Here is an 18,001-nt window from a genome sequence, read left to right on the forward strand (position 1 = left end):
GGATTACTTGAGCGCCGAGGCATCTGGCGTCTCCGTGGGGCTGGCCGCAGGTTTCAGTAACTTGAGCTGGCGCTGGTCGAACTGCTCGAAATGGCGCTGCCATTCCGACGGCTGGGACACCTTCTCCACCTGCACCGCCGTCACCTTGTATTCCGGGCAGTTGGTGGCCCAATCGGAGCTGTCGGTGGTGATCACGTTGGCGCCACTGCCCGGGTGATGGAAGGTGGTCCAGACCACCCCAGGCAGCATGCGGTCACTGATCCTCGCCCGCAGAACCGTCTGTCCCACGCGGCTGGTAATACCCAGCCAGTCGCCTTCGCGAATGCCCCGGAGTTCCGCGTCGCTGGAATGGATCTCCAGCACATCCTCACGGTGCCACTCGCTGTTCCGGGTACGACGGGTCTGAGCGCCCACGTTGTACTGGCTCAGGATACGGCCGGTGGTCAGCAGCAACGGGAACCTGCGGTTGGTTTTCTCCTCGCTGGCGACATACTCGGTCACCGCGAACCTGCCCTTGCCGATCGGGAAGTCGAGCATGTGCATGGTCGGCGTGCCGTCCGGGTGTTCCTCGTTACAGGGCCACTGGATACTGCCGAGCTCGTCGAGCTTCTCGTAACTGACGCCGGTGAACGTTGGCGTCAGCCGGGCGATCTCATCCATGATTTCGGAGGGGTGGTTGTAGTGCATGGGGTAGCCCAGGGCGTTGGACAGGGCCATGGTCACTTCCCAGTCTTCCAGGCCCGCCACCGGCGCCATTACCTTGCGTACCCGGTTGATGCGGCGCTCGGCGTTGGTAAAGGTGCCGTTCTTCTCCAGGAAGGTGGAGCCCGGCAGCAGCACGTGGGCGTACTTGGCGGTTTCGTTCAGGAAGATGTCCTGCACGATCAGGCAATCCAGCGATCTGAGAGCCGCTTCCACATGCTGGGTGTTGGGATCTGACTGGGCAATGTCCTCGCCCTGCACATACATGGCCTTGAAGCTGCCGGCAATGGCAGCATCGAACATATTGGGAATCCGCAGCCCCGGTTCGTCGTCGATGGCCACGCCCCAGTCGTCCTGGAACCTGGCCCGCACGGCCGGATCGCCTACATGCTGGTAACCGGGAAGTTCGTGGGGAAAGGAGCCCATATCACAAGAACCCTGAACATTGTTCTGGCCCCGTAGTGGGTTAACGCCGACACCTTCACGTCCAATATTGCCGGTGGCCATGGCCAGGTTGGCAATGCCCATTACCATGGTGGAGCCCTGGCTGTGCTCGGTGACGCCCAGGCCGTAATAGATGGCACCGTTGCCCGCCTCGCCGTAGGCGAGGGCGGCTTCGCGTACCCGTTCGGCGGGGACGCCGGTCACGGCCTCCAGGGCTTCCGGAGAGTTGCGCTCTTCAGCGATAAACTCACGCCACTGATTGTACGGCTTCGGATCACAGCGACTTTCGATAAATGCCTTGTCTTCCAGGCCTTCGGTCACAATCACATGGGCCAGGGAATTGATCATGGCCACATTGGTGCCCGGGCGTAGCGGCAGGTGAAGGCCCTCGGTGCCGTGGGGCGTTTTCAGCAGGTCGATACGGCGCGGGTCGATCACAATCAGCTTTGCCCCCTGGCGCAGGCGACGGCGCATCAGGGAGGCAAACACCGGGTGCGCATCGGTGGGGTTGGCACCAATTACAACGATGGTGTCCGCTTTCATCACCGAATCGAAGGTCTGGGTACCGGCGGACTCGCCCATAGTGGTCTTCAGGCCAAAGCCGGTAGGGGAGTGACACACCCGCGCGCAGGTATCGGTGTTGTTATTGCCAAACGCCGCCCGGATCAGTTTCTGCACCAGGTAGGTTTCCTCATTGGTGCAGCGGGAGGATGTGATGCCACCAATGCTTTCCCGGCCGTATTTGGCCTGGGTGTCCCTGAGCTTCTTCGCCGAGAACCCGATAGCCTCGTCCCAGGACACAACCTTCCAGGGATCGTTGATCGAGTCCCGGATCATCGGTTCCTTGATGCGATCCTTGTGGGTGGCATAGCCGAAGGCAAAGCGTCCTTTCACGCAGGAGTGGCCATGGTTGGCGGCGCCACCCTTGTAGGGCACCATGCGTACCAACTGGTCGCCTTTCATTTCCGCCTTGAACGAGCACCCCACACCGCAGTAGGCGCAGGTGGTCACCACACTGTGCTCGGGCTGGCCGGCGTCGATCACGCTCTTTTCCATCAGCGTGGAGGTGGGGCAGGCCTGTACGCAGGCACCGCAGGACACGCACTCGGAATCCATGAACGGATCGTTCTGGCTGGCAGCCACCTTGGAGTCGAAACCGCGGCCTTCGATGGTCAGGGCAAAGGTGCCTTGTACTTCCTCACAGGCACGCACACATCGGGAGCAGACGATGCACTTGCTGGGGTCGAAGCTGAAGTACGGGTTGGAGTCGTCCACGTCCGCATCCAGGTGGTTCTCACCCTCGAAGCCATAGCGCACCTCCCGCAGGCCCACGGCACCGGCCACATCCTGCAGCTCGCAATTGCCATTGGCCGGGCAGGTGAGGCAGTCCAGCGGGTGGTCGGAGATGTACAGCTCCATGATGTTACGCCGGAGCTTGGCCAGCTTGCCGTTCTGGGTGGTGACCGCCATGCCTTCGGAAACCGGCGTGGTACAGGACGCGGGATACCCCCGGCGACCCTCGATTTCCACCGCGCACAGGCGACAGGAGCCGAATGCTTCCAGATTATCCGACGCGCACAGTTTGGGGATATTGATGCCCGCCAGGGTTGCCGCCCGCAGCACCGAGGTGCCTTCGGGCACTGCAATGTCGGTGCCGTCGATGGACAGACTGACCAGGGTTTCAGAGGTACTCGGCGGCGTCCCATAGTCGATGTTCGGGTTCAGGCCGCTCCTGCCGGGATCGGTCTTACTCGGGTCGTAATAGTGCAACATTGTTGATGCCTCCACTCGAGTCGGTCAGGCTGACAGGTCGTCCGGAAAATGTTTCATCACACTCTGAACCGGGAACGGTGTCATACCGCCCATCGCACAAAGAGAGCCGTCAACCATGGTCTCGCACAGCTCTTCCAGCAGGACCAGGTTGGCCTCGCGGTTCTTGCCGGCGCGGAGTCGGTCGATCACCTCAACACCACGCACCGAGCCGATCCGACAGGGTGTGCACTTGCCGCAGGACTCCACGTTGCAGAACTCCATGGCGAAACGGGCCTGCTCGCCCATGTCCACGGTGTCGTCAAACACCACGACACCGCCGTGGCCGATACCCGCGCCGAGTTGGCCAAAGGCCTCGTAATCCATGGGCGTGTCCCACTGACTCTCGGGCATGTAAGCCATCAGCGGCCCGCCCACCTGGACGGCTTTCATGGGCCGACCGGTGAAGGTGCCACCGCCAAAGTCTTCCAGGATATCCTTCAGGCTGACGCCGAACGCCAGCTCGATCAGGCCACCCTGACGGATGTTGCCTGCCAGTTGGATCGGTAGCGTGCCCCGGGATTTACCCATACCGTAATCCGCATAGGCCTGACCGCCCTTGGCGAGAATGAAAGGTACTGCAGCGAAGGACAGCACGTTGTTCACCACGGTCGGCTGGCCGAACAGGCCCTTGATGGCCGGCAGGGGCGGTTTCGCCCGCACCATGCCACGCTTGCCTTCCAGGCTTTCCAGCAGGGCCGTTTCCTCGCCACAAATATAGGCGCCCGCCGCCAGCCGCACCTCCAGGTGGAAGGCACGGCCACTGTCCCGGACATCTTCGCCCAGGTAGCCCTCAGCCTCGGCACGCCGGATAGCTTCATCCAGGATGCGATGTGCCACGGGGTATTCCGAGCGCAGATAAACAAATCCGTGGGTTGCGCCCACCGCCAGCCCGGCAATGGCCATACCCTCGATCAGCATGTAGGGATCGCACTCCATCGCCAGCCGGTCGGCGAAGGTGCCGGAATCGCCCTCGTCGGCGTTACAGACAATGTACTTCTGCTGTTGCCAGGGCTCATCGTGCACCGTCTGCCACTTGATGCCGGTGGGAAAGGCCGCACCACCGCGGCCGCGCAGGCCAGAGGCTTTCACTTCATCCACAATCGCCTGGGGAGACAGCAACACGGCCTTGTCCAGCCCGTCGAAACCGCCATGGGCACGATAGTCGGCGATGGACAGCGGATCGGTGATGCCAATGCGGGAAAACGTCAGCCTCTGCTGGCGTTTGAGGTAGGGGATGTCCGCCACCGGGCCGAGAAACAGCGAGTGATCGGATTGGCCCTCGAACAGGCCTGCCTCGACCAGCCCCGGTACATCGTCCGGTTCGACCGGGCCGTAACCGATACGCCCGGTGGCCGTCTCGACTTCCACCAGGGGTTCCAGCCAGAACAGGCCACGGGAGCCGTTGCGCACCAGTTCGATATCCACGTCCCGGGTACCCGCGTAGTGCTCAATCAGCCCTGCCACCTCGTCCGCGCCCATGGACAGCGCGGTGGTGTCGCAGGGCACATAAACTCTTGTCGCCATGATAATGCTCCTGTCACTACCGGATATCCAGCGTGGCCGTGGTGAGCTTGTCCACAAGGCAATCAAACTTCTGCGGAGTGACCCGGCCGTGAACGTCATCGTTCACACGGATAGAGGGTGCGCAGGCGCAGTTACCCAGGCAGTACACCGGTTCCAGGGTGAATTCGTTATCGGCGGTGGTGCCGTGATAATCCACACCCAGACGGGCCTTGATGTGGGCTTCCAGGGCACGACCGCCCATGGACTGGCAGGCCTCGGCGCGGCAGACGTGAATCACCTTGCTACCAACCGGGTGCGTGCGGAAATAGTGGTAGAAGCTGATCACCCCGTGCACTTCGGCGCGGGTCTGTTGCAGCGCTTCGGCAATGATGGCCACTGCACCTTCGGGAATGTAGCCGACCCGGTTCTGGATGGCATGAAGGATGGGGAGCAGGGCGCCGGGCTTGTGCTTCAGGGCGTCCACTTCGTCCCGGATCATGTCAGGTGTCCAGTCGCCGATGCCGGGCATCGTGGCGCCACCCGGATGTTGGTTTATCTGCTCTGACATATGCATGATCATTCCTATCTGTTTTTATTCTGGTACAGTGCATAAACTGCAATATCTATACGCTAGCACTCCATTGCGCCCTACGGAATATGAACTCACATGCATAAAAAGAAGCTTTCCATCTCACCTGCCTGGGTTTTCCGTACCGATGAAGGGGATCTGTTTGAGCCGGTGCTGTTTCGATTGCTGGAAAGCATCCGCGATAGCGGGAAGCTCACCTCCGCATCCACCTCCGCCGGCATTTCCTACCGGCACGCCTGGAACCTCCTGAACCGGGCCGCCGACACTTTTGGCTTACCACTGGTTGTGATGCGCAAGGGTCACGGCACCGAACTGTCTGCCCTGGGTGAAAAGCTGCTCTGGGCCGACCAGCGGGTCAAGGCACGGCTGGGCCCCCAGATCGACAGCATGGCCTCCGAGTTCAACGACCAGATCCAGCAACTGCTGGCGGGGCAGCACCCGGTGCTTCGCCTGCACGCCAGCCACGGTTATGCCGTGGCCGTGCTGCCGGAATTTTCCGATCAGGTTGAAATCAACCTGCAATACCGCAACCCGGAGGAAGCACTGACCGCCCTCAACCGGGGCGAATGCGACCTGGCCAGCTTTCACTTTCCCACCTGCCCGGAACGCGCCCGGGAAATCATGGCCCACTACCAACACCAACTGGCCGGCAACCGGTTCCGGCTGATTCGTTTTGTCACCCGGCGCGAAGGCCTGATGGTGCGAAAGGACGCCCCGGTGAAAGTCAGCAGCCTGGCCGAGCTGGCCAACTCCGGGCTCCGCTTTATCGGTCGCGACCGACACTCCGGCACCCGTATCCTGTTCAACCTGCTGCTGCGCCAGGCCGGGCTTGCAGAGGACAGCATCAACCGCTCGCCCCAGCATGAGTTCACCCACACCGCCGTTGCTGCTTTCGTGGCGTCCGGAATGGCGGACGTGGGCTTCGGCGTGGAAGCGGCCGCCAGCCAGTTCAATCTCGATTTCGTGGAGATGGCCTGCGAACATTACCTGCTGCTATGCCGTGAAGACCGTCTGGAGCAGGGCGATCTGTCCCATCTGATCGAACTGATACGTTCCCAAGCCTTCATCGACCGCATCCACGATCTCCCGGGCTATGAGCCGGACAACCCCGGAACCGTCACTACCTTCGAGCAGTTGCTCGCCGGTAATGGCTGAACCGGTGGATGTAGTGGTTCAATGATTCCGGGCACCATCTGGATCGTAAATTTGCAGTAGAACGCCTTAACCAGGCCTGGTGTGATGACACCGCCTGCACGGGATCAGTTGACCACTACACAGGTGAGCTCTACCCCGTCATCGCCTCCCAACCCGCCATGGCGCAGTCTGCAATTGCCCTGAGGGTGTCGTAGTCAGCCCCGTCGGCGGCCTGAATCGACATACCATGCTGCACCGTTGCGAAATACCTGGCGATCGCCTGGGAGTCCAGACTGGAAGGCAGCTCTCCTTCAGCTTTGGCCCTCTGGATACGTTGATGTAGCTGATCAATATTGGTTTGACGACGGCCCCGAAGTTCCTTGCAAACGGCAAGGGGAGCGCCGTCGCTCTGCGGTGCCGCCATCACGATCATGCAACCTCTTCCGGGCTGGTGGTGGCTAAAGGCCTCTGCCGTGGCGTATAGAAAGTCGCGAATACCCTCCCGTGCGGTGGGTGCTTGCTCAAGATGAGCCCAGATCCCACTAGCCATGGTTTCTGCGTAGTGGTCGACTACTGCCCTGAACAACCCCTCCTTACTGCCAAACGCAGCATAGACACTGGGTGGTCTGAGCCCCATGGCCGCTGTCAGATCAGCCATGGAAGCGTGCTCATAGCCCTTGCTCCAGAATACTTCCATAGCGCGGTTGAGCGCTTCCTCCCGATTGAAGCCACGGGGTCTGCCACGTCCTGCCATCAGTTCACACCTTTAATGTATCGATCATTAAAAAATAATTGACATCACCTGTGTCGGGCATTTTAATATGTATCGATCGTTAAATAAATAGAGGGATTGGGTATGACGAATTTACGTGGAAAAACTGCTCTTGTTACCGGTGGCGGACGTGGCATCGGTTCCGCCATCGTAAGGCAACTGGCCGCTGAGGGGGCCGCTGTAGCGCTTACCTATAACCGCTCCGCGGAGGCGGCCGAAGCACTTGTCGATTCAATACGAAAGCAGGGCGGCCATGCCCTGGCGATCCGCGCGGATAGTCGGGACCCAGAGGCGGTCGCCGTTGCGGTGTCCTCTGCTGCGAAGGAGCTCGGGCGTCTGGACATACTGGTCAACAATGCCGGAGTGCTTGATGTGGCGCCGATTACTGATCTCACCCTGGAACAGTATGAGCGCACCATGGAGATCAATACCCGTTCCGTGTTTGTTGCCAGCAAGGCGGCTGTAGAGCAACTGACCGACGGCGGCCGCATCATCAATATTGGCAGTAACCTGGCCGCTCACGTACCCGGGCCTGGCATCAGTCTCTATGCAATGAGCAAGTCCGCTCTGATAGGTCTGACCCGAGGCATGGCCAGAGATCTCGGCGATCGGGGGATTACGGTTAACCTGGTGCATCCGGGCGCTACCAATACCGATATGAATCCGGCGGACGGGAAAACCTCTGACCTGCAACGCAGTCTGCGTGCCATAAAAACCTACAACAATGCTGATGAGGTGGCATCCCTGGTGAGCTGGCTTGCCGGCCCCAGTGCACGATCCGTCACCGGGTCAGAGTTCGTGGTGGACGGTGGCGCCAACGCATAACACTACGTTCCCCTGAACATAAGGAAAGGTATTGACATGAATATGAATGTAAACCCCAAGCAGTTGGTCACTTCCGCCGCGAATCGGCACCGGTGGAACTCCAGTGACATTCCCGATCAGACGGGCCGCACTGTGCTGGTTACCGGAGCCAACAGCGGGCTCGGCTACCTCACCAGTCTGGAGTTGGCCAGGCACGGTGCCCATGTGATCATGACGGCCCGGGATATGGATAAGGGGCATCGGGCCCGTGCCAACATCCTGGCAACGCATCCCGGAGGCAGCGTCGAGTTGCATCACCTCGACTTGGTCGACCTGGATGAAGTGAAGGCATTTGCCGGCCAACTGCTCGATGGGAAAAAGCGCGTGGACGTGCTGGTCAACAACGCTGGTGTCATGATGCCGCCTCACTCTTTGACCCGGCAAGGCCATGAACTGCAGTTTGGCGTAAACCATCTGGCGCATTTCTCGCTAACAGGACTCTTGCTCCCAATGTTGCGGGAGGGACGCGACAGCCGGGTTGTCACCATCAGTTCCGATCTACACAAACGGGGCCGCATCCACTTCGACGACCTGACAGGTAGCCGCAACTACAGCCGTGTTGCCTACTACGCGCAGTCAAAGTTTGCCAATGTCCTGTTTGCACTGGAGCTCGACCGCCGTCTCGCCGCTACGGGACTGTCGATCAAGAGCGTGCTGGCACATCCCGGTTATTCAGCGACGAATCTGCAGATGAGTGGCCCAAGCGGCATCCTCAAAATGCTCTTGCGATTCGGCAACCGTTTTCTTGCGCAGCCAGCCGAAATGGGCGTACTGCCTCAACTCTATGCTGCCACAGCGCCGGAATCGGGTAGCGGTCAGTTCATTGGCCCGGATGGTCGGAACGAGATGAAGGGCTATCCGACAGTGGTGCAACCTGTCGATGCCGCACGCGATAAAGATCTCGCCGAACGATTGTGGCAACTCTCTGAAGATCTCACGGGCGTGCGTCCGGATTTCTCTGGCATGGAAGACAGCGGTGTATGATGGGGAAGGGCAGCTTCAACTTCCTAGATCCGGTTGCAGGCACTCTGAAATATCTCAATCGCTTCATGGAGCTGCTGCCGGTTAACAATAAGAGGAGGAAGCCAGCGAACGATGTTGCCGTGCACGCCGCAACGCAGTAACAGCAGGCCTTCCTCCTCGCAGGCCTTTATAAGCGCTTCAGCACGCGAGGGGCTGGGCTGGCCATCGTGATCAACAATGTTGACCGCCTGCATCAAGCCGATGCCCCGAACATCATGAATAATGGGGCATAGCCCAGAGAGCGCTTCCAGTTGTTGCCTGAGAAAACGGCCGGTCTCGCGCGCGTTATCCACGAGGCGCTCGGACTCAATCACATCGAGGGTGGCGAGGGCGGCCGCGCAGGCCACGACGTTGCCGCCGTAGGTCCCTCCCTGGGATCCGGGCCAGCCTTTTGCCATGAGTTCCCTGGAGCCACCCATAAAGGACAGGGGCATGCCGCTTGCCAGCCCTTTTGCGGACACGAGAATGTCTGGCACCACCCCGGAGGGCGTGTGGGCCCAGTAACTTCCGCTTCGGCCATTTCCACACTGGACTTCGTCAAAAATCAGCAGAATGCCATGTCTGTCACAGCGCTCACGCAAGCCTTGCAGGAAGGCAGCGGGTGCCGGGACAAACCCCGATTCTCCCTGAACGGGTTCGATAATGATGGCGGCGGTTTCCTCGGGCGTGCTCTGGGTTACCAGTATCCGATCAAGCTCACGGAGACAGAAATCGGTTGTTCGGCCCTCGCTCCATCCATACCAGTACTGGTCCGGGAAGGGGGCGATAACCGCGCCTCCCATCATGGGCTGGACGCCATGCCGAACCTTGGCGTTCGAGGAGGTCAGCGACAGGGCGCCCATGGTGCGGCCATGGAAGGCCCCCTGGAACGCAATGATATTGGTCTTGCCGCTGGCCTGCCGTGCCAGGCGCACTGAAGCTTCAACGGCTTCGGTGCCGGCGTTGGAAAAGAAGAATGAGTTGATACGGGACGGGGTCAGTCCATCGAGCCGTTCGGCGAGGTTCAACAGTGGAGAATGGCGCACAATGGCATACTGGGCGTGAATCAGCTTTTCCGCCTGGTCCTGAATGGCGTTTACCACGGTGGGATGGCAGTGGCCGGTACTCAGGACCCCAATACCGGAGGTGAGGTCAAGGTACCTTCGACCGGACTCATCCACCAGATAACAGCCTTCACCGCTGGCCGCTTCCAGCGTGCTGGATTGCTGCAGAAGAGGGGATAGGTTGCTGCTTTGATTCATGTTTTGTCTCCAATCCTTTGTTGTGGCTTCTGTTTTGACATCATCAATATGAAAACCGAGACGACGGTATAGGCCATCATTTCCGCTCCCCCAGACGATTGCTCCAGTCTTCGATCTGACCTGTTTCAAGGCGACGGGCTGCAAGACTTCGCCAGCTGTCACTGAGTCCTTCAGGTACTGACATCGCCTCCAGGGCCTGTCAGTCCTGTGTTTTGGTGGGCACATTGCGTCAACCACCTGTGAAAGACTTCCCTGGCAATGGGCTCAAGCCTGGGCAGGTACCTCTGCGCTGCCGCCCGCATTGCCGCCACGTCAGTGTTGATGGATGCCAGCTCATGGCAGTGGCCAACAAGCCAACGTTCGAAGCCCTGCAGAGGCACCTCCAGATGGAACTGCAATCCCAGGATTTGCGAGCCGCACAGGAAGGCCTGGTTCGTGCACGCGGGTGTGCAGGCCAGGGCGGGTAGCTGCCCTTCAATCTGGCAGACCTCGCCGTGCCAGTGCAGTACCGCTTCCGCCTCGGCCAGAGGAGCCAGAACGGATTGGTCACCGGCTTCAGTCAGGGCCAGCGGCGCGAATCCGATTTCCCTGGAGGTCATGGGCTCGACTTTGGCACCCATAACGCGTGCAATGACCTGGGCACCCAGGCATATGCCCAACAGGGGGCGACCGCTTGCGATCTGACGTCCGACCAGGCGTTGCTCCATGGCCAGAAACGGATAGGCGTCGATATCGTTGACGGAAATGGGCCCCCCGAGGATGATCAGAAGATCCGGTGTCATCTGCTCCAGCTCGGTCAGGTCATCCACTCCGACATCCCAGTAGTGGTAGTGGTAACCGTGCTTGGCCAGAATTGGGGCTAGCAGGCCAAGGTCCTCGAAATGGATATGACGGATAACATGCGCGACTTTCATGTTGACAAATGTCCTATGCCAAATAAAATAATGTCATGAGTAAAGATTATCTGGAAGGAAAAACGGCTGTCAAGATTGCCGAAAGCATCGAGCATGCAATTCAAAGCGGACGATTGACCGAAGGTGATTCCCTACCGTCCGTCCGTGAGGCGGCAGTGATGCTGGACGTTAATCGAAATACCGTGGCGCAGGCATACTCCCGGCTGCGTGAACGCGGTTGGGTCTACGGGCGCGGCAGGGGGGGAACCCGGGTAATGCCGCTGCACGAGGAAGGAGAGACTCTCGGTGAGGCGCCCGCTTTCCCCGGTACCGTTGATCTCGCTTCCGGTAATATCGACCCCACGTTGCTGCCGTCCCTGAAGCGGGCCGCGGCGGAAGTGGACTGGCACCAGACCGGATACGACCGGTCCGGTGAGGACCCTGAACTGCTTGACCTGTTCCGGGACAGGTTGGCGCGTGAAGGAGTACCAGCAGACTCAATGATGCTTGGGCATAGCGCCCTGGATCTCATCGAACGGGCGTTGCGGGTTCGGGCACAGATCGGTGAAAAGGTCCTGGTCGAGGATCCTGTCTGGCCGCCACTGCTTGCATTGTTGCGATCTCTTGGCCTCGTGGTGGAGCCAGTGCCCCTTGACGATCAGGGGGTTATTCCGGAGGAGCTTGCCGCCAGGCTCGGTGCCGGTGTGGCCGCCGTTGTGCTGACGCCGCGTGCCCAGAATCCGACCGGTATTGATCTCCCCGCCGGGCGTCTTGAGCGGATTCAGGTCGCGTTGCGGGATCATCCGCGGACCCTCCTGATCCTGGACGATCACTGGGGCCCACTGTCCGAAGCGCCACCACCGGCGATTGATCCCGTCACACCCGCCTGGTTGCTGGTACGGTCCGTCTCCAAGTTCCTCGGTCCGGACCTGCGCCTGGCCGTTGCCACCGGCGATCCGGATACAGTCAACCGGATGGCCCGGCAGTTCGCCCTGGGGCCTCGCTGGGTCAGCCGTCTGGTACAACGGATTGCCGTGCAGCTCCTCCGCAGCGAACATACTGAAAGGCAGCTACAGACCGCCCGGGCCACCTATGCCTCGCGTCACAAGGCGCTGGTTGATGCTTTGCGCCGGCATGGGCTCCCGGTCAGTTCCGGTTCCGGTGTCAATCTGTGGCTTCCCGTGAAGAATGAAACGGCGATGGTTGAACGCATGACCGCGCGCGGCTACCGGATTCAGGCTGGCCAGCCTTTCCGGCTGCGGTCAGGGCCCGGTATCAGGATCAGTGTCGGGAATCTTCCTGTCGAAGACGCCGATGCCGTTGCCGGCGCCCTTGCGGACTGCACACTGGGTACCTCGACGCCAATGGTGTAGAGGGGCAGGGCACTCAAGACCAAAAGTGTGGGCCTGGTTGAGAGCATCAGGCAACAAAGTGCGACGCCCCACGAACGGGAGGCGCCGCGAGTACACGAGTGGACTACTTCAAATCTGAAATACTCGCGCCAAAGTTGATGTGGAAGGGTGTACCTTCAAGGACCAGGGCCGGGACCGACTTCACACCGACCGCCTCGGCCTCCGCGATCCTCCCCTTGTCGTTGCCAAGATGCACCACCTCGACATCGTATCGGGAGGGATCAATGGCCTTGGCAACATTGTCCTCGGCGGCGACGCATACCGGGCACCCTGCATGGTAGAAGATGGCTTTGCTACTCATCTCTGAACTCCTATGATTAATTGGCTGATTGGCGTGCGCACAACCAAAAGATAGAGTGGGCTGAGAGTGCTGACTAGCGGGCACAAATCGGTGGGCTGGGCACCTTTTGGTGTATTTTGTTGAAATTGAGGGAGAAAATTTCTTGAAGGCTCGCAGCTCGTATCGCAAGTTGGAGGACGTTGTAGGCTGCAAGTGGTCGGTTTCCGTCCTGCTTGCGGTCGAAAAGGGCATTAACCGACCGGGGGCTCTCGAACGGCATATCGAGGGAATCTCAACAAAGGTCCTGTCAGAGCGACTTCGAAAACTCACTGCGTACGGTCTGATGCGCAAGGAGACCTTTCCTGAAGTTCCGCCACGCACCGAATATTCACTGACCAAATCGGGTAAGAAGCTGATTAAAATTATTCAACAGATACAGGACCTTGATGTCGAACTAAACGGGACAGACGGAAAGTCTGCATACAAGGATATCGGTATTTGATCGTTAGCGGCTCCGAAAAGCCATAGCTCCGTTATGCTCGTGGTTTCATTCTCTGATAAAAAAGGACCTTGGCAATGGCCATCGATATCCTGGTAGCCGGACGTTTGCCCCCCAATGTTATCCCCCAGTTGGAAGACCGGTTTCGGTTTCATACGCTGCCGGGAGACAAGGATAAAGCCGATGCGATGTTGCAGGAAGTGGGAGGGGCCATCCGGGGTTTGCTGACAAATGCCGCCCAGGGGGCGCCGGAAGCCTTATTGGCGGCGCTGCCGAACCTGGAGATTATCTCCTCGTCCGGAGTGGGTACGGATGCCCTCAATGTGGAGATTGCGGAGGCCAGGGGGGTCCGGGTTGAAACGACGCCGGGGGTACTGACCGACGATGTGGCGGACGGGGCCATTGCCCTGATGCTGGCAACGACCCGACGACTAATGCAGGCCGAGCGCAATGTTCGCGCCGGTCGCTGGCTTAAGGGCCTGCCCCTGGGTAACCGGATGACCGGCAAGCGTCTTGGAATCCTGGGCCTGGGCAAGATCGGGCAGGCGCTCGCGAAGCGGGCTGTCGCGTTTGATATGCCCATTGCCTACCATCAGCGGAACCGTAATCCCGAAGTTCCCTATACCTATCATGATTCGGTGGTGTCACTGGCTGAGGCCAGCGACTTTCTGGTGGTCATCGTTCCCGGTGGCCCGGCCACGGAAAACATGGTGAACGCGCAGGTGCTGGATGCCCTGGGACCGGAGGGGATTCTGGTCAACGTGGGCCGTGGCAGCGCCGTCGACCAGTCCGAACTGATCCGTGCCCTGCAACAGGGCCGCATCCGGGCGGCCGGGCTCGACGTTCTGGCGGATGAGCCCCGCGTGCCGAAAGCGTTGCTGGAACTGGATAATGTTGTGCTGACGCCCCACTACGCCAGCGGCACCATCGAGACCCGGCTGGCCATGGGGCAGCGGGTGGCGGATAACCTTCTGGAGTATTTTCGGCTGAGTGATGGATGCGTTTGGACGCCTGAAGAATTGACTTAACCATGTACACTCAAACTATCACCCATAGTCAGACCAACGCATGAGGAATTCCTATGATAACGCGACGTCACCGGGAAACGCCCACAACGGTCGCGACCCTCGACGATCTCGCAACGTTGGCAGACTATTCGCTCATGGACACGCTCAACTGCGATCCTGAGGGGAAAGCAAACGGAGCTGACCACGCGCCACGGCAGGTGTTCTCGGGCCACTATGTTCCGGTCAAGCCCACGCCGATCAAAAACCCCGAATACGTCGCGCATGGGCAGAATCTGTTTCGCGAACTGGGTTTTGCCGACAGCATGGCGCAGTCCAACGACTTCGTCCGCATGTTCTCCGGCGACTTATCCCGGGTTCCGGAGCCTCTGCGCAATGTCGGGTGGGCGTGTGGCTACGCACTTTCCATCTACGGCACCGAATTCTACCAGCAATGCCCGTTCCAGACCGGCAATGGCTACGGCGACGGTCGCGCTATTTCGGTACTCGAGGCTGTCATCAATGGACAGCGCTGGGAAATGCAGTTGAAAGGGGCAGGGCGCACACCCTACTGCCGCGGCGCGGACGGGCGGGCCGTTCTACGCTCCAGCGTACGGGAGTTCCTGGCACAGGAGCATATGCACGCGCTCGGTGTGCCCACATCAAGGGCCCTGAGTCTGTACGTGTCGAAAACCGAGGAAGTCAGGCGTCCGTGGTATTCCGAGGGCTCACGCTCAATAGATCCCGATGTCCTTATATCCGAGCCAGTTGCCATCTCAACGCGTGTTGCGCCGTCGTTCATTCGGGTAGGGCAGCTCGAGCTCTTTAGTCGTCGTGCCCGCAAGCAGGAACACACGCAGGCGATGGAGGAGCTCGAGAAGGTCATCCTGCACCTGATCGATCGTGAGTACGGTGACGTTATCGACCAGTCACTGGCCACTGCTGAAAAAGTCGTGTTGCTTGCACGTGAGTTCCGCAGCCGACTGACGTCGCTTGTGGCGAACTGGATCCGTGTTGGCTACTGCCAGGGTAACTTCAACAGCGACAACTGTGCGGCGGGCGGCTTCACGCTCGACTATGGACCATTCGGATTCTGCGATGTATTTGATCCGCAGTACCAACCATGGACCGGTGGCGGGCATCACTTCGCGTTCCTCAATCAACCAGCAGCGGCCGAACGCAACTTCCACTCGTTTTGTTCGGCGGTTCGGCCTTTGTTGGCAGGGCATCCAGACTGTCTGCGGCAACTGGAAGAGATTCAAAGTGATTTCCCAAAGGTGATGCAAGCGCAAATGGAGAAGATGTGGGCTGCCAAGCTCGGACTCGACGCTTTTGACGCGGATCTGTTCCGCGAGCTGGCAACGCTGATGATGCAAACGCCTGTTGATTACACCATGTTCTTCCGGGAACTCTCGTCGTTGCCAGATGACATTGAGCCACTCAAAAAGAGCTTCTACAGGGGCCCGACTTATGCTGCAGACCCCGAAGGGATAGACAAGCGCTGGGCAGCGTGGCTCACACATTGGCAATCGCTCACTCGACCGGGGACCCGTGAGGAGCTTTCCAGTCAGATGAAGCTCGTCAACCCGAAGTACAGTTTGAGGGAGTGGTTCGTTGTGCCTGCCTATCAGCAAGCGGCAGCGGGGAATTACGCTTTGCTGCGAGAACTGCAGGACGTGATGACGCAGCCATACGCCGAGCAAACGGAGGATGTAGAGAAGAAATACTACAGGCTGAAGTCACCTGAGCTCTTTGAGCTTGGTGGGTTTTCGCACTATAGCTGCTCATCGTGATGGACATTACGATGAGCAGGATGGATTAGAAAGTACTCACATCCTTGTGGGCAGGAAACGTGGCTCGGATTTACTCGCCTTTCTGCGAAGCATAGCTCTGCATCAGGTTGGAGTAGTGGGGCAGATGGCTGGCCAGGATACCGCCAAAACCTTCGATATCGTTGGACGACCACATAAAGTACTAAATTTGTCATCCAACTCAGGAGCCGGGTCCTCCAACTGTGTCGCCTGGATTTCAATAAATACCAAAATCGCCGTTCCGCCAATCCGGTTCAGGACTTATCTGACGTTTCAAGAAATCGGTATCCAACCCCGGGTTCAGTCTGGATATACCGTTGCTCCGTAGGGTCATCCCCCAGCTTGTGTCTCAATCTCCCGATCAGAATGCGCAGATAGTGGGTATCAGTGGTGTGAGTCGGCCCCCAAATATCCTTAAGCAATTGTGATTGTGTGACGATCTTTCCAGACGCAAGCAGCAATACCTTCAGTACGGCAAATTCCTTGGGTGTCAGCCTGACAAGCTCACCACTGGCCTTGACTTTACGCAGGGCGAGGTCGATATGTAGTTCACCGTTATCAAAAATGGCGGAGGTATCGGAAGCAACAGGGTTGTTGCTTTGCTGGTGGATACGCAGCTGGGTCCTAACTCGTGCGAGAAGCTCATCGACGCCAAAAGGTTTGGTCACATAGTCGTTAGCGCCGAGGTCCAAAGCTTTTACCTTTTCCAGTTCCCGGTCGCGCACTGAAAGAATAATCACGGGTGCGGATGACCACTCTCGCAGACCGGCAAGCACTTCAGAGCCATCCATATCCGGAAGCCCCAAATCCAGAATCACGAGGTCCGGCGAATGCCTCGCGCAAAGCCCCAGCCCGGTCTCACCATTCTCTGCTTCAAGCAGCTCGTATCCTTCCGTTTTCAGGCTGATGCGCAGAAAGTGCCGGATTTGCGGTTCGTCATCGATGACCAGAATGCAGGGTTTTTCCCGATTATGTGCTGGTGCAGTCATTCACTGGATTCCCGATCGGACTCTTGTTCAAACGCTACCCAGCCTATGGCTTCCAAGCTGTTCAAAGTGCTGCGTCGATGGGGGCACAGCTGGAATCACAAGCGGGTACATCGGCTGTACTGCGCTCTCAACCTGAACAAGTGACGACGAGGTAAGAAGCGACTTCCAACGCGACAGCCTATTCTGTGGCCGGCGGTTCCGGACGTTTAACGTGGTCGATGATTTTAACCGGGAGGTGCTGGCGATTGAGATCGACCTGAATCTACCGGCCCCAAGGGTCATCCGAGTCCTGGAGCGCATCATCGCCTGGCGAGGCTACCCGGCCAGACTGCGAATGGATAACGGCCCCGAGTTCATCTCCATCGCTCTGGCGGATTGGGCAGAAAAGCACGGGGTTGCGCTGGAGTTCATCAAACCCGGCAAGCCAACTCAGAACTCGTACGTGGAACGCTTCAACCGAACTTACCGGGACGAAATCCTGAATATGTATGTCTTCCGGAATCTCACCGAAGTTCGGCAACTGACCGAATCGTGGATGGCCGAATACAACGACGAACGCCCCCACGATTCACTGGAAGATCTGACGCCATGGGAATATCTGGCGAAACACCAACGAGCGGACAGCGGAAAACTCTAATCAACGGTGCAACTAAAACAGGGATGTTTACAAATTGGAGAAGATACTCGTTTCACGGTTGGGGTGCGACCAAGAGTTGGACGAAGGCGAAAAAGAAAATTCCCAGAAAAACAGTGTGATACGAACCGAACGACAAAATCAGCACTTTCTGTGGAAATTAAGCACTTATTTTGGAAAATCTTAAGCACTTTCTGTGGTAGCTCACAGATCAGAACGAGGTAGCCCCGCCACATCATACGCTACTGCGCATAATGTATATTATGTTAAATAACGTGTATCGCGTCGTTTAACCCATAAGCCCCTGACCAGGATCTCAACACCCCATATCCCCTTTGCTTTTCTCATCATCCACGTTGACCCTGTAGCAACTACAACCTTTAACCTATTCCATA

General features: G+C 58.7%; 16 protein-coding genes and 1 pseudogene. 8 read left to right on the forward strand and 9 right to left on the reverse strand.

Going from position 1 to position 18,001, the window contains the following annotated elements; all coding sequences use genetic code 11:
* Positions 1-3: 3 nt before the first annotated feature.
* The 3 genes from fdhF to ACJO2E_RS07180 are packed head-to-tail and all read right to left on the reverse strand — an operon-like array spanning position 4 to position 4,990.
* Positions 4-2,919 carry a formate dehydrogenase subunit alpha gene (gene fdhF, locus ACJO2E_RS07170; RefSeq protein WP_406963202.1) on the reverse strand — a complete coding sequence of 972 codons (2,916 nt, stop codon included), beginning with the start codon at positions 2,917-2,919 and terminating at the stop codon, positions 4-6.
* Positions 2,920-2,943: 24 nt separating this feature from the next.
* On the reverse strand, positions 2,944-4,482 hold the full coding sequence (locus ACJO2E_RS07175) for a formate dehydrogenase beta subunit (protein WP_406963203.1): 1,539 nt from the start codon (positions 4,480-4,482) through the stop codon (positions 2,944-2,946).
* A 16-nt stretch (positions 4,483-4,498) separates the two neighbouring features.
* Positions 4,499-4,990 carry a formate dehydrogenase subunit gamma gene (locus ACJO2E_RS07180; RefSeq protein WP_406963587.1) on the reverse strand — a complete coding sequence of 164 codons (492 nt, stop codon included), beginning with the start codon at positions 4,988-4,990 and terminating at the stop codon, positions 4,499-4,501.
* Positions 4,991-5,128: 138 nt separating this feature from the next.
* Between ACJO2E_RS07180 and ACJO2E_RS07185 the strand changes: the two genes are divergently transcribed.
* Positions 5,129-6,205, forward strand: a complete 1,077-nt coding sequence (locus ACJO2E_RS07185) for a substrate-binding domain-containing protein (protein WP_406963204.1) — start codon at positions 5,129-5,131, stop codon at positions 6,203-6,205.
* A 130-nt stretch (positions 6,206-6,335) separates the two neighbouring features.
* On the opposite strand, the gene ACJO2E_RS07190 is transcribed toward ACJO2E_RS07185, so the two are convergent.
* Positions 6,336-6,938, reverse strand: coding sequence for a TetR/AcrR family transcriptional regulator (locus ACJO2E_RS07190; RefSeq protein WP_406963205.1), 603 nt, complete (start codon positions 6,936-6,938; stop codon positions 6,336-6,338).
* Positions 6,939-7,040: 102 nt separating this feature from the next.
* Here ACJO2E_RS07190 and ACJO2E_RS07195 point away from each other — a divergent pair, with 102 nt between their 5' ends.
* Together ACJO2E_RS07195 and ACJO2E_RS07200 are read left to right on the forward strand one after the other, a co-directional pair.
* Entirely contained in the window at positions 7,041-7,781 is a 741-nt protein-coding gene (locus ACJO2E_RS07195) for an SDR family NAD(P)-dependent oxidoreductase (protein ID WP_406963206.1), read from the forward strand.
* A gap of 36 nt (positions 7,782-7,817) precedes the next feature.
* The gene (locus ACJO2E_RS07200) at positions 7,818-8,804 is read left to right on the forward strand and encodes an oxidoreductase (RefSeq protein ID WP_406963207.1); all 987 of its coding nucleotides are present in this window, start codon (positions 7,818-7,820) and stop codon (positions 8,802-8,804) included.
* A 23-nt stretch (positions 8,805-8,827) separates the two neighbouring features.
* Here the strand turns inward: ACJO2E_RS07200 and ACJO2E_RS07205 are convergent, their stop codons facing one another.
* The 3 genes from ACJO2E_RS07205 to ACJO2E_RS07215 form a co-directional block, all read right to left on the reverse strand.
* Positions 8,828-10,084 (reverse strand): aspartate aminotransferase family protein, encoded by a 1,257-nt coding sequence (locus ACJO2E_RS07205; RefSeq protein WP_406963208.1) that lies wholly within the window; start codon positions 10,082-10,084, stop codon positions 8,828-8,830.
* A 76-nt stretch (positions 10,085-10,160) separates the two neighbouring features.
* Positions 10,161-10,268 (reverse strand): hypothetical protein, encoded by a 108-nt coding sequence (locus ACJO2E_RS07210; protein WP_406963209.1) that lies wholly within the window; start codon positions 10,266-10,268, stop codon positions 10,161-10,163.
* Positions 10,255-10,998, reverse strand: coding sequence for a glutamine amidotransferase (locus ACJO2E_RS07215; protein ID WP_406963210.1), 744 nt, complete (start codon positions 10,996-10,998; stop codon positions 10,255-10,257). Before ACJO2E_RS07215 ends, ACJO2E_RS07210 begins: the two co-directional genes overlap by 14 nt.
* Before the next feature lie 35 nt (positions 10,999-11,033).
* Here ACJO2E_RS07215 and ACJO2E_RS07220 point away from each other — a divergent pair, with 35 nt between their 5' ends.
* Positions 11,034-12,350: an aminotransferase class I/II-fold pyridoxal phosphate-dependent enzyme gene (locus tag ACJO2E_RS07220; RefSeq protein WP_406963211.1), complete on the forward strand. Its 1,317-nt coding sequence runs from the start codon at positions 11,034-11,036 to the stop codon at positions 12,348-12,350.
* Between the two features lie 103 nt (positions 12,351-12,453).
* Here the strand turns inward: ACJO2E_RS07220 and ACJO2E_RS07225 are convergent, their stop codons facing one another.
* Positions 12,454-12,690: a thioredoxin family protein gene (locus ACJO2E_RS07225; protein WP_406963212.1), complete on the reverse strand. Its 237-nt coding sequence runs from the start codon at positions 12,688-12,690 to the stop codon at positions 12,454-12,456.
* A 142-nt stretch (positions 12,691-12,832) separates the two neighbouring features.
* Between ACJO2E_RS07225 and ACJO2E_RS07230 the strand changes: the two genes are divergently transcribed.
* From ACJO2E_RS07230 to ACJO2E_RS07240, 3 genes are all read left to right on the forward strand, one after another.
* Positions 12,833-13,171 (forward strand): winged helix-turn-helix transcriptional regulator, encoded by a 339-nt coding sequence (locus ACJO2E_RS07230; RefSeq protein WP_406963213.1) that lies wholly within the window; start codon positions 12,833-12,835, stop codon positions 13,169-13,171.
* A gap of 74 nt (positions 13,172-13,245) precedes the next feature.
* The gene (locus ACJO2E_RS07235) at positions 13,246-14,196 is read left to right on the forward strand and encodes a 2-hydroxyacid dehydrogenase (protein ID WP_406963214.1); all 951 of its coding nucleotides are present in this window, start codon (positions 13,246-13,248) and stop codon (positions 14,194-14,196) included.
* 53 nt (positions 14,197-14,249) lie between these two features.
* Positions 14,250-15,965, forward strand: a complete 1,716-nt coding sequence (locus ACJO2E_RS07240; RefSeq protein ID WP_406963215.1) for a protein adenylyltransferase SelO — start codon at positions 14,250-14,252, stop codon at positions 15,963-15,965.
* 272 nt (positions 15,966-16,237) lie between these two features.
* Here the strand turns inward: ACJO2E_RS07240 and ACJO2E_RS07245 are convergent, their stop codons facing one another.
* Complete coding sequence (locus ACJO2E_RS07245; protein ID WP_406963216.1) at positions 16,238-16,972, reverse strand: response regulator; 735 nt, start codon at positions 16,970-16,972, stop codon at positions 16,238-16,240.
* 29 nt (positions 16,973-17,001) lie between these two features.
* On the opposite strand from ACJO2E_RS07245, the pseudogene ACJO2E_RS07250 reads away from it, so the two are divergent.
* Positions 17,002-17,606 (forward strand): annotated as a pseudogene (locus tag ACJO2E_RS07250) (IS3 family transposase); the annotation flags it as partial.
* Positions 17,607-18,001: the final 395 nt, after the last annotated feature.

Source organism: Marinobacter shunpengi, from assembly GCF_045449695.1.
Taxonomy (GTDB): domain Bacteria; phylum Pseudomonadota; class Gammaproteobacteria; order Pseudomonadales; family Oleiphilaceae; genus Marinobacter.